Source organism: Kitasatospora aureofaciens, from assembly GCF_019192735.1.
In the GTDB taxonomy this organism is placed as follows: Bacteria; Actinomycetota; Actinomycetes; order Streptomycetales; family Streptomycetaceae; genus Kitasatospora; species Kitasatospora aureofaciens_A.
In genome coordinates, this window is sequence record NZ_JAHTKP010000003.1 from 212,342 (window position 1) to 225,304 (window position 12,963).

Here is a 12,963-nt window from a genome sequence, read left to right on the forward strand (position 1 = left end):
AGGTGCGCCTAATGTGTGCCTGGGATTTGTTCGAACAGTGGTCTGCACCAGGCCCTCCGTCGCACTGACGGCAGGTGGGAGCGAGGGGGAGCGGTCGCCGATGGGCGTGCAGGACCGGCCGGAGACGGCCGAGGCGGAGCGGCTGCTGGCCGGGCGGTACGAGCTGGGCGAGCGGCTCGGCCGGGGCGGGATGGGCACCGTCTGGCGGGCCTGGGACCGGATGCTGGACCGCGAGGTCGCGGTCAAGGAGCTGACCGTCAACCACCTCCCCGAGGACGAGCTGCAGATCCTGCACGCCCGGATGAAGCGCGAGGCCAGTGCGGCGGCCCGGATCAAGCACCCCGGCGTGATCACCGTGCACGACGTGCTGGAGCAGGACGGCCGGCCGTGGATCGTCATGGAGCTGGTGGACGGCCGCTCGCTGGCCGACGTGATCAGCCAGGACGGCACCCTCCAGCCGCGCGCCGCCGCCGAGGTCGGCAGCCAGGTGCTGGCCGCGCTGCACCGCGGCCACCAGCTGGGAGTGCTGCACCGGGACGTGAAGCCGGCCAACGTGCTGCTGGAGCGCGGCACCGGCCGCGTGGTGCTGCTGGACTTCGGCATCGCGACGTACGAGGGCTCGGCCGAGCTGACCCGGCCCGGCGACCTGGTCGGCTCGCCGGACTACCTGGCGCCGGAGCGCGCCCAGGGGGAGCGGCCCGGGCCGGCCTCCGACCTGTGGGGCCTCGGGGCGACGCTGTACGCGGCGGTCGAGGGCCAGTCGCCGTTCCGCCGGACCTCGCCGATCACCACGCTGGCCGCGGTGGTGGGCGACCCGCTGCCGGAGCCGCGCCGGGCCGGGCCGCTGGGGCCGGTGCTGGCCGCGCTGATGGCCAAGGACCCGGCGGACCGGCCGACCGCGGACGAGGCGGCCCGGATGCTGGCCGAGGTGCAGGCCGGGCACACGATCGGTCTGAAGTCGGTCGCGTCGGTCCGGACGCCGACCCTGTCGGTGCCGGTGGTGGACCGCAGCGAGGTGCCGGCGGAGGCGGACGACGAGGCTGCCTCCGAGGTGGCTGCGGAGGACGCCGAGGGGACCACCGACGGGACCACCGAGGCGCGTGGGGCCGCGACGGCCGTCACGGCACCGGACGCCCCGGCCGGGGGCGTGCAGGCCCTGGGAACGACACCCACGGGACCGGTCGCGCCCGTCGCGCACCCCGTCGCGCCCGCGCGCGGACCGGCCAGACGCCGCAACACGCTGAAGATCGTCGCGATCGCGCTGGCCGTCGGCCTGGTGGCGGCCGGGGCGACCTTCTTCGCCACCCGGCACGTCGTCGGCACCCAGGCCGACGACCCGGCAACGCCCGCCCCGACCGCCTCGGCCGGCCCGGAGCCGAGCGGCTCCGCCAGCTCCACGCCGGCGCCCGCCGGCTACCACTGGGTGGACGACCCGGCCGGCTTCCGCTTCCCGCTGCCGAGCTCGACCCCGGTCTGGCAGCGCATCACCTCGTCCGACAACCAGATCTACTACAGCCCCGACGGCAAGGTGCACTACCTGCAGTTCGCGGTCACCGTCGGCCAGTCCGTCAAGCCGCTGGAGCACATGCGGGAGATGGAGACCTCCGTCTCCAAGTCGCTGAAGGACTACAAGCAGCACCAGATGACCAGCGTCGCGGTGAACGGCCACGAGGCGGCCGTCTGGGAGTTCAGCTACGCGGCCAAGGAGGGCGGCCGGCGGCGGGCGATCGAGGCCGAGTTCCTCGATGACGACGGCACCGGCTACGCGATCTACTCGTCCAGCCCGGAGCGGGGCACCGAGTGGAACGAGGCCGAGCAGCGCTTCCGCACGGTGCTCAACCACTTCACGCCGACCCGCTGACGGCTTCGGCAGATTCTTGTTACCGCCGGGTACCGAACCGACCTCCGAGCGCCTAGGCTGCGCCGTATGTCGGACCTCACAGCAGATGCAGTGGCCACCGAACACCCCGGAGCTCGCGCGGGCGGCAACCCCGCCGCCCCCGGCGGCGGCCGGACCGTCGCCTCGGCCGTCCCGCCGTCCCTGATCACCCGGCTGGCCGCCGGCGTCACCGCGACCGACGAGCCCAGCGTGGTGGAGACCGTCGCCCCACTGACCGGCGAGCGGCTGGCGAGCCTGCCGCAGTCCACCCCGGCCGACGTCGAGGTCGCCTTCCAGCTGGCCCGCCGCGCCCAGGCGGCCTGGGCCGCGCTGCCGGTCCGCCGCCGCGCCGCCGTCCTGCTGCGCTTCCACGACCTGCTGCTCAAGCGGCAGGACGAGGTCCTGGACCTGATCCAGGCCGAGACCGGCAAGGCCCGGCTGCACGCCTTCGAGGAGGTGCTCGCCGTCGCGATGGCCGCCCGGCACTACGGGCGGGCCGCGCACGGCTACCTGCGCGACAAGCGGCACGGCGGTGCACTGCCGGTGCTCACCCAGGCGATCGAGGCCCGCCGCCCCAAGGGCGTGATCGGCCACGTCTCGCCGTGGAACTACCCGCTGGAGCTGTCCGTCGGCGACGCGCTGCCCGCCTTCGTGGCCGGCAACGCGGTGGTCAACAAGCCCGACACGCAGACCGCGCTGACCGCGCTGTGGGCCCGCGAGCTGCTGGTCGAGGCCGGGCTGCCGGCCGACCTGTGGCAGGTCGTGATCGGCGACGGGCCGGTGATCGGCCCGGCCGTGGTCGAGCACGCCGACTACGTCTCCTTCACCGGCTCCACCCGCACCGGCCGCGACGTCGCCCAGCGCGCCGCCGCCCGGCTGGTCGGCGCCTCGCTCGAACTCGGCGGCAAGAACGCCATGCTGGTGCTCGCCGACGCCGACCTCGACCGGGCCGCCGCGGGCGCCGTCCGGGCCTGCTTCTCCTCCGCCGGGCAGCTCTGCATCTCGATCGAGCGCCTGATGGTCCACCGCTCGGTGGCCGACGCCTTCCTGGAGAAGTTCGCCGAGCGCACCCGCAACCTGCGCCTCGGCGGCGGTCTCGCGTACGGCGCCGACATGGGCTCGCTGGTCTCGGTCCGCCAGCTGGACACCACCACCCGGCACGTCGAGGAGGCGGTCAAGGCGGGCGCCACCGTCCTGGCCGGCGGCCGGCCCCGGCCGGACCTCGGCCCGTTCTTCTACGAGCCGACCATCCTCGACGGCGTCACCCCGGAGATGGCGGTCTGCGGCGAGGAGACCTTCGGGCCGGTCGTCTCGATCTACCGCTTCGACACCGAGGACGAGGCGGTGGCCGCCGCCAACGCCACCCCGTACGGCCTCAACTCCAGCGTCTGGACCCGGGACCTGAGGCGCGGCCGGTCGGTCGCGGCCCGGCTGCGCACCGGCACGGTCAACGTCAACGAGGCCTACGCCGCCGCGTACGGCTCGGTCGGCTCGCCGATGGGCGGGATGGGCGACTCCGGGCTCGGCCGGCGGCACGGCGCCGAGGGCATCCTGCGGTTCACCGAGGCGCAGACGATCGCGACCCAGCGGCTGATGCCGATCGCGCCCTCGTTCGGCCTGGACGACAAGCAGTTCGCCGCGGTGATGACCAGCGGACTGCGGGTGCTGAAGGCGCTGCGTCTCAAGTAGCTGCGCCTCAAGTAGCTGCGCCTCAAGTAGCTGCGCCTCAAGCAGGCGCGCTGCAGGCTGCGTTCAGGGAGTGGCCCGACTCGCGGGCACCACAGGCAGGTTCACACGGCGAAGGAGCAGTGGCAGATGGCGGAGTCCCGGGAGCAGGGCGGGTTCGACTACGACGTGGTCGTGGTCGGCTCCGGCTTCGGCGGTTCGGTGGCCGCACTGCGGCTGACCGAGAAGGGCTACCGGGTCGCCGTCCTGGAGGCCGGGCGGCGCTTCGACCGCGACGAACTGCCCAGGAACTCCTGGGACCTACCGAACTACCTGTGGGCGCCCAGGCTCGGGCTGTACGGCATCCAGCGGATCCACCTGCTGGCCAATGTGCTGATCCTGGCCGGTGCGGGGGTCGGCGGCGGCTCGCTGAACTACGCCAACACCCTGTACGTGCCGCCGAAGGCGTTCTTCGAGGACCGCCAGTGGCGCCACATCACCGACTGGCAGGAGGAGTTGGCGCCGTTCTACGACCAGGCGCAGCGGATGCTGGGCGTCCGGCTCAACCCGACCGTCACCCCGTCCGACGTCCACCTCAAGGCGGCGGCCGAGCGGATGGGCGTCGCGGACACCTTCCACATGGCGCCGGTCGGGGTCTTCTTCGGGGACGGCAAGGACACCGACGGCACCGCCAAGGCGGCCCCCGGGGACGAGGTCGCCGACCCGTACTTCGGTGGCGCCGGCCCGGCCCGCAAGGCCTGCGTGGAGTGCGGCGAGTGCATGACCGGGTGCCGGCACGGCGCCAAGAACATGCTCACCGAGAACTACCTGTACCTGGCCGAGAAGGGCGGCGCGGAGATCCACCCGCTCACCACGGTGGCCCGGATCCGCGAGTGCGCCGACGCCGAGGGGAACAGCGGCTTCGCGGTCGACGTGCGCCGCACCGACGCGCGCTCCCGGACGGACCGGGTGAAGGCGGGTGCGCGGACCATCACGGCCGCCCGGGTGGTGGTCGCGGCCGGCACGTACGGCACGCAGTCGCTGCTGCACCGGATGCGCGCGGACGGTCACCTGCCCCGCCTCTCGGCCCGGCTCGGCGAGCTGACCCGGACCAACTCCGAGGCGCTGGTGGGTGCGCAGACCACCGACCGGCGGTACGGCGCCCGGGCGGACTTCACCAAGGGCGTCGCGATCACCTCGTCGATCCACCCGGACGCGAACACCCACATCGAGCCGGTCCGCTACGGCAAGGGCTCGAACGCGATGGGCGCGCTGTCGATCGCCCAGGTCAAGGGCGCCGGGCGGACCCCGCGCTGGCTGCGCTACCTGGGCGGCTCGGTGCGTCACCCGGTGACCTTCGCCCGCTCGATGAACCAGCACCGCTGGTCGGAGAAGACGATCATCGGCCTGGTGATGCAGTCGCTGGACAACTCGATCACCGTCTCGCTGAAGAAGGACCTGCTCGGCAAGAGCCGGCTGACCTCCAGCCAGGGCCACGGCGCGCCCAACCCGACCTGGATCCCGGCCGCCGAGGAGGGCGCCCGGGCGCTGGCCGTGGAGATCAACGGCTTCGCCGGCAGTACCGTCGGCGAGATCTTCGACATCCCGATGACCGCCCACTTCCTCGGCGGCTGCCCGATCGGCGACGCCCCCGAGACCGGCGTGGTCGACCCGTACCACCGGCTGTACGGGCACCCGGGGATCAGCGTGGTGGACGGCGCGGCCGTCTCCGCCAACCTCGGCGTCAACCCCTCGCTGACCATCACCGCGCAGGCCGAGCGCGCCCTGTCGATGTGGCCCAACAAGGGGGAGGCGGACCGGCGGCCGGAGCAGGGCGAGGCGTACCGCCGGGTCGCCGCGGTGGCGCCGGTGCGGCCGGCGGTGCCGGAGGGCGCGTTCGGGGCGCTGCGGCTGCCGCTGCTGCCCGTCCCGGAGGTGCCGAAGAAGCGCGACTGAGCGCAGGCGCCTGGTCAACACGCCCGGCCGGTATGCCGGTTGACAGCCGTTCGGGTCCGATGGGATAAACGGGCTCCCTGGGGACCAGGGGACTCGTCGAGCGGGGGGAATGCGGTTTCATGGCCATCTGCGCATCGTGCGGCGCGGCTTCGATGGAGGGGGCGCTCGCCTGCGCCGGGTGCGGACGGCCGTCGGCACCGCCGCCACCGCCGGTCGCCCCGCCCGCCGTGCCGCCGCCGCCCGTGCCGCCCTCGTACGGGCCGACCGTCCCTCCCGGGTACGCGCCCACGCCCCCGCCCGGCTACGCGCCTCCGCCTGGGTACGCACCCACGCCCCCGCCCGGACGCCCCGCGCCGTACCCGCCGGGCGCCGGGGCACCCGCGCTGGGCACCTGGGGCGCCGGCCGGCTGTACGACCCAGCGGTCGGGCAGTCGCCCGTACTGCGCCGGCTGACCGGCGCGGACTGGCGCCCGGCGCTCACCGTGCTGCTCGCGCCGACCGCCGTGCTGCTGATCGCCGCGCTGATCGCGGCGTCCCCGAGCGGCTACGACACCGGCCCCCTGATCGAGGTCCCCGGGTTCGGCGAGCGCTTCGGCGCCACCCTCGCGATGGCGCTCGGCGCGCTCGGCGCCCCGTTCCAGCTGGGCTTGACGTCCCACTGGCGGAGCACCGGCAACGGCATCGACGCGATGGTGCGGCTGGTCCCGCTGACCGTCACCGCGCTCTGGCTGCTCACACTCTGGCTCGGCCTGCGGTTCTTCTCCCGTCGCCGCCAGGCCCGGACGGCCCAGCACCCGACCCGCGGACAGGCGGCCGGGGAGGCCCTGCGCACCGCGGTGGTCGCGGCGGCCGTGACGCTGCTGCTCGGTCTGTTCGCCGGCACCAGCTGGAGCCCGTACATCGACGGCCCGTCGGGCCTGTACGGGAGGGCGGCTGCGGTGACGTACACCGCCGACTCCGGCTGGCCGCAGGCGGTCGGCTGGAGCGCGCTGCTCGCCGGGCTGGTCGCGTTCGCCGTCCACGGCACCGACGCGCTGCGCTGGGCGGCCTGGCGCAGCCGGGCGATCCGCGGCTGGGCGGTGGCCTCGCTGGCGGCCGGCCAGGTGCTCGCGCTGCTGGTCGGGGTCTCCGTGGTGGCGGTCTTCATCCTGGTCGCGGCCAACGGCGACGGCTCGCAGGTCGCCCTGTCGCTCGCCTTCCTGCCCAATCTCGGGCTGATGCTGATCGGCATCGGCTCGGGGGCGACCGCCCGGGCCGAGGACGCCGTCGCCGGCCGGACCGGTTCGTCGGGCTGGGGCCCTTACGACAGCGGGTCCCCCGGGGCCCAGGACTTCTCCTTCTTCGACCTGCACGACGAGACCGCCGACTGGCGCTGGGCCGGGCTGCTGGCGCTCTTCGCGGTGGCCCTGCTGGCCTGGACGGCCCACCGGCGCCGGCTCGACGCGGCCGACCGGATCCGGCTGGCGGTGGTGTACGCGGTCGGGCTGACCCTGCTGATGGTGGTGGCCGGTGGCGCGTACTCGACGGCCACCGCGGCGTACTCGCACGGCGAGCCTCTCCGCCAGCACTACGCGGTGAGCCTGGTCTTCGTGTCGCTGCTCGCGGCCAACGTGATCTGGGCGGTGATCGGCGCGGTGGTGCTGCCGCCGGTGCTGGCCGCCTTCACGAGCGGCCGGGGCGCGGTGGCCGTCCCGTACGGCAGGGTGCCGCAGCAGGGTGTGCCGTACGGGTACGGGCCGGCCGCCGAGCCCGAGCAGCACCCGGTGGACGCCCGGGTGAGCGACGTGGTCGGCTCGCACGAGGGGCCGCGCGTGCCGGGGGCCGGGCCGGTGGAACTGCTCAAGGGCCCGCGGGACGGCGACGAGCCGGTCGACCCGAGCGTCTGGCGCGAGCACCCCTGAGCGGCCCCCTGAGCGAAGTGGACAGGGCAAAGGGCCCCGCGGGGGAACGGGGCCCTTTGTCGCTCAGCACGCGGCGTCAGGGCTGCGCCGGTGCTGGAGTGACGGCGCCGGGGGAGGAGCGCCGTCGTGTCGGTTGGTCGGGGGTCGCGCCGGGTGCGGCTCCGGCGTGGGTGGCCGGCGGCGCGGGGCGCGCACGCTCGCGGTGCGGCGGGTCGGCGCGCATGCCTGCGCCGGGCCTTCGCTCACGGAGCGTGAGGTGATCGCCGTTGCCGCCCCGGGTCGCGGCGGCAGCGGTCCCGGTCCCCACGGTGAGCCGTCGGCCGCCGGGAGAACCGCTTCCACGGAGCATCGTGCTGGACGAGGGGCTCGCTCTGCAACCGGTTCGGCACACTTCGGCACAGTCCATTTTGGGGCGGCGAGCCCCCGTTCGCCCCGTCGATGATCACGGTGTGTAGTGGTTTGGCCGATTGCGGCGCACGAGGACGCGCGTAGCGGCGCGGGACGGTGAAGGGTGTGCGCCCGGTCGCATCTCGGGCGCACACCGGGGTCGTGCCGGGGTGCGGCGGCCGTCCCGGGCGTCCCCGGGGCCGGCCGCCCCACCTCGTGGTCCAGTCGCGGCCGGGGTCGCTGTCCCCTGCTGGCCGGCCGCGGCACCCGCGCACGGTCCCACGGCGCGCCGCGCCCGGCGGGGCCGGAACGGCGGCGGCGCCACGTGCGCCGGTGGACTGGGATGAAGCTCCACGCGTGGTCCTGCATGCCGTGCGGCGGCGCCCCGCGCCCGGGGCGGAGGCGGCGCGTCTGGCAGGCGCGGCGCGGTCGCACGTCGTCAGAAGCAACGAAGAACTGGCCCGCCCGGTCACGGTCGCTTGGATGGGCAGACGAGTGAAACCGGGCAGCCCGGTAGAATCGGTACTCAGACACCCCCACCCGTCGCCGCCGCGGCCCTGTCAGGGACGCGTTCCGTGCGACACCCTCGATACCGCTGCCGGAAGGCCGTCTGTGTCCGCTGCAATTCCCGTCCAGTCCGTGCCTGAGACCGACACCGTCCTGGTGGTCGACTTCGGTGCCCAGTACGCCCAGCTCATCGCCCGTCGGGTGCGTGAGGCCCGGGTCTACAGCGAGATCGTGCCGAGCACCATGCCGGTCGCCGAGATGCTCGCCAAGAACCCGAAGGCGATCATCCTGTCCGGCGGCCCGTCCTCGGTCTACGAGGAGGGCGCGCCGCAGCTCGACCGCGCGATCTTCGAGGCCGGTGTCCCGGTCTTCGGCATGTGCTACGGCTTCCAGCTGATGGCCAAGGTGCTCGGCGGCACGGTCGACAACACCGGTGCCCGCGAGTACGGCCGCACCCCGCTGGCCGTCAGCCGCACCGGCTCCACCCTGTTCGAGGGCGTCCCGGCGCAGCACTCGGTGTGGATGTCGCACGGCGACGCCTGCTCCGCCGCCCCGGCGGGCTTCACCGTCACCGCCTCCACCGACGTGGTGCCGGTCGCGGCCTTCGAGAACGACGAGGCCCGGCTCTACGGCGTCCAGTACCACCCCGAGGTGCTGCACTCCGACCACGGCCAGCTGATCCTGGAGCACTTCCTCTACCGCGGCGCCGGCATCGCCCCGACCTGGACCACCGGCAACGTGGTCGACGAGCAGGTCGCGCTGATCCGCGCCCAGGTCGGCAGCAAGCGCGCGATCTGCGGCCTCTCCGGCGGCGTGGACTCCGCGGTCGCGGCGGCCCTGGTCAACAAGGCCATCGGCGACCAGCTGACCTGCGTCTACGTCGACCACGGCCTGATGCGCAAGGGCGAGACCGAGCAGGTCGAGAAGGACTTCGTCGCGGCCACCGGCGTGCAGCTCAAGGTGGTCGACGCGGCGGACCGCTTCCTGAACGCGCTCAAGGGTGTCTCCGACCCCGAGGAGAAGCGCAAGATCATCGGCCGCGAGTTCATCCGGGTCTTCGAGCAGGCCCAGGCCGAGATCATCGCCGAGGCCGGCGAGCACGGCGAGTCGGTCGACTTCCTGGTCCAGGGCACCCTGTACCCGGACGTGGTGGAGTCCGGCGGCGGCACCGGCACCGCCAACATCAAGTCCCACCACAACGTCGGCGGCCTGCCCGAGGACCTGCAGTTCCAGCTGGTCGAGCCGCTGCGCAAGCTGTTCAAGGACGAGGTCCGGATGGTCGGCCAGGAGCTTGGCCTGCCGGAGGAGATCGTCCAGCGCCAGCCGTTCCCGGGCCCGGGCCTGGGCATCCGGATCGTCGGCGAGGTCACCAAGGAGCGGCTGGACCTGCTCCGCGAGGCCGACGCGATCGCCCGCGAGGAGCTGACCGCGGCCGGCCTGGACCGTGAGATCTGGCAGTGCCCGGTCGTGCTGCTCGCCGATGTGCGCAGCGTGGGTGTGCAGGGCGACGGCCGCACCTACGGTCACCCGATCGTGCTGCGCCCGGTCTCGTCCGAGGACGCCATGACCGCCGACTGGTCGCGCCTGCCGTACGACGTCCTGGCCCGGATCTCCACCCGGATCACCAACGAGGTCCCCGACGTGAACCGCGTCGTCGTCGACGTCACCAGCAAGCCGCCGGGCACCATCGAGTGGGAGTGAGCACTCCCGCCGGACGCTGAGCCGGAGCCGAACGGCCGCGCCGTCGTTCCCGTGTACAAGGGAACGGCGGCGCGGCCGTTTCGCGGTCCGGCAGGTGGCGGGCGGGTGGGACCTCCCACCGAAAGCGTTCAGGAGCGGGCAGAATCGGACCGGACCTGTCAGCAGTGGCGGGCCGTGAGGGAAGGTGTGAGGCATGTCGGAGGCCAGCAACTCCGTGGCGGTCGACGGGGGAGCGGCCGGCCTGGCGGACCGGGCGGCCCAGCGGCGGGCGTTCGCGACCCGGTACGCGATGCTGCCGCTGCGGTTCTTCCTCGGCATCACCTTCGTGTACGCCGCCCTGGACAAGCTGTCCGACGCGCACTACCTGGCCGGGGCGGGCGATCCGGCGTCGTTCGTCTCGCAGACCCAGGCGGTCAAGGGCAGCAGCCCGATCTCCTTCCTGCTCGGTGCCGCCCTGGACACGCCGACGCTGTTCGCGCTGGCCATCGCCTTCGGTGAACTGGCCGTCGGCCTCGGCACCCTGCTCGGCCTCTGGGGCCGGGTCGCCGCGCTCGGCGGCGCGCTGATCAACCTCAGCCTCTGGCTGACCGTCAGCTGGAACGTCTCGCCGTACTACCTCGGCAACGACCTGGGCTACCTGCTGGCCTGGACGCCGCTGCTGCTGGCCGGCACCCCGGAGCTGTCGGTGGACGGCTACCTCGCCCGGCGCGCCGGCCGCGACCGCGAGCGCGGGCTGACCGAGGACCACGTCAAGCGCCGGGCCCTGGTGGACGGCGGGATCGCCGCCGTCGCGCTCGGCGGCGCCGGGCTGCTCACCGGCTCGCTGACCCGCACCTTCGGCCGGGACAAGCAGGCCGCCCCGAAGCAGGCCGCAGGCCCGGGCAGCACCGCCCCGGGCCGCACCGCCTCGGGCAGCACCGCCCCGGGCACCGGCGCGACGGCACGGCCGGCCCCGGCGGTGGCCGCCGCGAGCGTGCCGGTCGGCGGCTCGGCCCAGGTCAAGGACCCGGCGACCGGCGACGCCGTCTACATCGTCCAGCCCAAGGCCGGTCAGTACTGCGGCCTCTCGGCGGTCTGCACGCACTCCGGCTGCGCGGTGGACGCCCCGAAGAACGGTCATCTGTACTGCCCGTGCCACGGCTCCCGGTTCGACGCGGCCACCGGCGCGGTGGTCAACGGGCCGGCCACCAAGCCGCTGCCGAAGTACACCGTCACCAAGGACGGCGACAAGCTGAACCTCGGCCCGCTGCAGAGCTGAGCTGCGCAGGGCCGAGGTTTCCCGGGGCGTCCCGGCGTCACTCCTCCCGGTCGGTGCGCCCGCGGCGGGCCACCGCGGCGACCGCCCCGGCCAGGCCGCCGGCGCCCAGCACGAGGAAGGCGACAGGGACGACGATCCGTCCGTTCACCGACTGGTCGTTGAGTGCCGCGACCAGGTAGACCACCGCGATCACGGTGAACAGTGCGCCCGCGGTCAGCGAGAACAGGTCGAGCCGGTGCTTCCTCACTGCTGGACCACCTTGATGTTGCCGAGCCCGACCGAGAGTTGGAGGTCGAGCGTGCCCTTGGACGGCCGGTCGCTGCCGGGGTTGATCTGGTAGGTGTGGGTGCCGGTGCCGTCGCTCTGGTCGGTGCCGGGGACGCTGACGTTGCCGAGGCCCATCCGGGCGATCACCGTCACCGTCACGTCGGCGGGCACCACCACGGTCAGGTCGCCGGCGCCGAGCTCCGCCCGGCTGGCGAGGGCCGCCCCGGCGGGGTCGAGCCTGCTCAGGTCGAGCCGGAGCTGGCCGGCGCCGAGGGCGTACCTGGGCTCCAGCTGGGCCGCCGAGGTGACGGTCCAGTCGCGGTCGCCGACCGCGTTCTGCAGCGAGGTCGGCGACCGGCCGACGAAGACCAGGGCCATGGTGAGCAGCAGGCCGATCGCCGCGAGCTTGCGCGCCCGGCCGAACTTCGCGCCGACCAGCAGCGTCAGACCGACCACCAGCAGGGCGGTCGCCAGGACGGTCGCGCTCAGCACGGTGACGCTGGTGTGGCCGGCCGAGGCGGACCAGACCGTGGCGCCCGCGCCGATCGCCAGCAGGAAGCCGAAGAAGCCGAGCGCCGACCGCTCCTTCGGGCGCCGGACCACGACCGGCTTCGGCGGCGCCGCCGGGCGCTCCTTGCGCAGCGGGTCGCCCTCCGGCAGGTCGGTGCGCTGCCACCAGGGCTGCGCCGGGCTGCCGGGCGGCGGCACCGGGGTGCCGTACGGGGGAGTGGTGCTCTTCGGCGGCGCGGTCGCGGCGCCGTACGGGTTGCGCTCGGGGTGGCGCGGGTCCCACAGGTAGCCGGTCGGGCCGGGGGCCGGGCTGTCGGCGGGCACCGTCCCGGCGGCCCTCTCGGCGGCGTGCCCGGCGCGGGCCGCCTCGTCGTCCGCCGCCTCCGGGCGGGGCCAGACGTACGGGGTGCCGGCGGTCTCGGCGCCGGGGAAGTAGCGGTCGTACGGGCCGCCCCGGCGGCGTCCGCGGCCGCGGCGGCGCTCCGGGTCGTAGCGGACCGCCAGGAAGACCAGCCCGGCGAGCAGCAGCAGCGGGAACAGCTGGCCGCCGTCGCCCATCGAGGAGAAGAACACCCCGGTGCCGATCACGGTCAGCAGCACCGCGCCGACCGACTGGCCGTCCACCCGGCCGGTGAGCACCCGCTGGAGCTCGGTGCGGCCGTGCCTGCTGCCGCCCTTGCCGTCCGGCACCGCCTCGGTCGGCACGATCAGCCAGGCCAGGCCGTACAGGAACAGACCGAGCCCGCCGGAGAGGCAGAGCACCACCGTGACGACCCGGAAGACCACCGGGTCGATGTCCAGGTGCCGCCCCAGGCCGCCGCAGACGCCGGCCACCACGCGGTGGTGCTCGGCCCTGGTCAGCGGGGGGCGGTCCGGTTCCGGCGGGGCGGCGGGCCCGGCGTCCTGGATGCGGTGGTCCTCGGTCATGGCCA

At 74.3% G+C, this 12,963-nt stretch carries 8 protein-coding genes; 6 read left to right on the forward strand and 2 right to left on the reverse strand.

Features of this window, described 5'->3' with window-relative positions:
• The first annotated feature begins 100 nt into the window (after window positions 1–100).
• The 6 genes from KV557_RS05055 (at window position 101) to KV557_RS44790 (ending at window position 11,254) form a co-directional block, all read left to right on the forward strand.
• The gene (locus KV557_RS05055) at window positions 101–1,861 is read left to right on the forward strand and encodes a serine/threonine-protein kinase (protein ID WP_218198444.1); all 1,761 of its coding nucleotides are present in this window, start codon (window positions 101–103) and stop codon (window positions 1,859–1,861) included.
• Window positions 1,862–1,927: 66 nt separating this feature from the next.
• Complete coding sequence (locus tag KV557_RS05060) at window positions 1,928–3,568, forward strand: succinic semialdehyde dehydrogenase (protein WP_218198448.1); 1,641 nt, start codon at window positions 1,928–1,930, stop codon at window positions 3,566–3,568.
• Between the two features lie 126 nt (window positions 3,569–3,694).
• Window positions 3,695–5,500, forward strand: coding sequence for a GMC oxidoreductase (locus KV557_RS05065; RefSeq protein WP_218198449.1), 1,806 nt, complete (start codon window positions 3,695–3,697; stop codon window positions 5,498–5,500).
• 119 nt (window positions 5,501–5,619) lie between these two features.
• Window positions 5,620–7,401 (forward strand): hypothetical protein, encoded by a 1,782-nt coding sequence (locus tag KV557_RS05070; protein WP_218198452.1) that lies wholly within the window; start codon window positions 5,620–5,622, stop codon window positions 7,399–7,401.
• A 1,026-nt stretch (window positions 7,402–8,427) separates the two neighbouring features.
• On the forward strand, window positions 8,428–9,996 hold the full coding sequence (gene guaA, locus KV557_RS05075; protein ID WP_374106591.1) for a glutamine-hydrolyzing GMP synthase: 1,569 nt from the start codon (window positions 8,428–8,430) through the stop codon (window positions 9,994–9,996).
• Window positions 9,997–10,189: 193 nt separating this feature from the next.
• Complete coding sequence (locus tag KV557_RS44790) at window positions 10,190–11,254, forward strand: Rieske (2Fe-2S) protein (protein WP_218198460.1); 1,065 nt, start codon at window positions 10,190–10,192, stop codon at window positions 11,252–11,254.
• A 37-nt stretch (window positions 11,255–11,291) separates the two neighbouring features.
• Here the strand turns inward: KV557_RS44790 and KV557_RS05085 are convergent, their stop codons facing one another.
• Complete coding sequence (locus tag KV557_RS05085; RefSeq protein ID WP_218198462.1) at window positions 11,292–11,501, reverse strand: hypothetical protein; 210 nt, start codon at window positions 11,499–11,501, stop codon at window positions 11,292–11,294.
• Window positions 11,498–12,958, reverse strand: a complete 1,461-nt coding sequence (locus KV557_RS05090; protein ID WP_218198463.1) for a PspC domain-containing protein — start codon at window positions 12,956–12,958, stop codon at window positions 11,498–11,500. Before KV557_RS05090 ends, KV557_RS05085 begins: the two co-directional genes overlap by 4 nt.
• Between the last annotated feature and the right edge of the window lie 5 nt (window positions 12,959–12,963).

What these genes read in the sequence shown, in the direction of transcription:
- KV557_RS05055 (WP_218198444.1), top strand. Translation starts at nt 101, where the DNA reads ATGGGCGTGCAGGACCGGCCGGAGACGGCCGAGGCGGAGCGGCTGCTG.
- KV557_RS05060 (WP_218198448.1), top strand. Translation starts at nt 1,928, where the DNA reads ATGTCGGACCTCACAGCAGATGCAGTGGCCACCGAACACCCCGGAGCT.
- KV557_RS05065 (WP_218198449.1), top strand. Translation starts at nt 3,695, where the DNA reads ATGGCGGAGTCCCGGGAGCAGGGCGGGTTCGACTACGACGTGGTCGTG.
- KV557_RS05070 (WP_218198452.1), top strand. Translation starts at nt 5,620, where the DNA reads ATGGCCATCTGCGCATCGTGCGGCGCGGCTTCGATGGAGGGGGCGCTC.
- KV557_RS44790 (WP_218198460.1), top strand. Translation starts at nt 10,190, where the DNA reads ATGTCGGAGGCCAGCAACTCCGTGGCGGTCGACGGGGGAGCGGCCGGC.
- KV557_RS05090 (WP_218198463.1), bottom strand. Translation starts at nt 12,958, where the DNA reads ATGACCGAGGACCACCGCATCCAGGACGCCGGGCCCGCCGCCCCGCCG.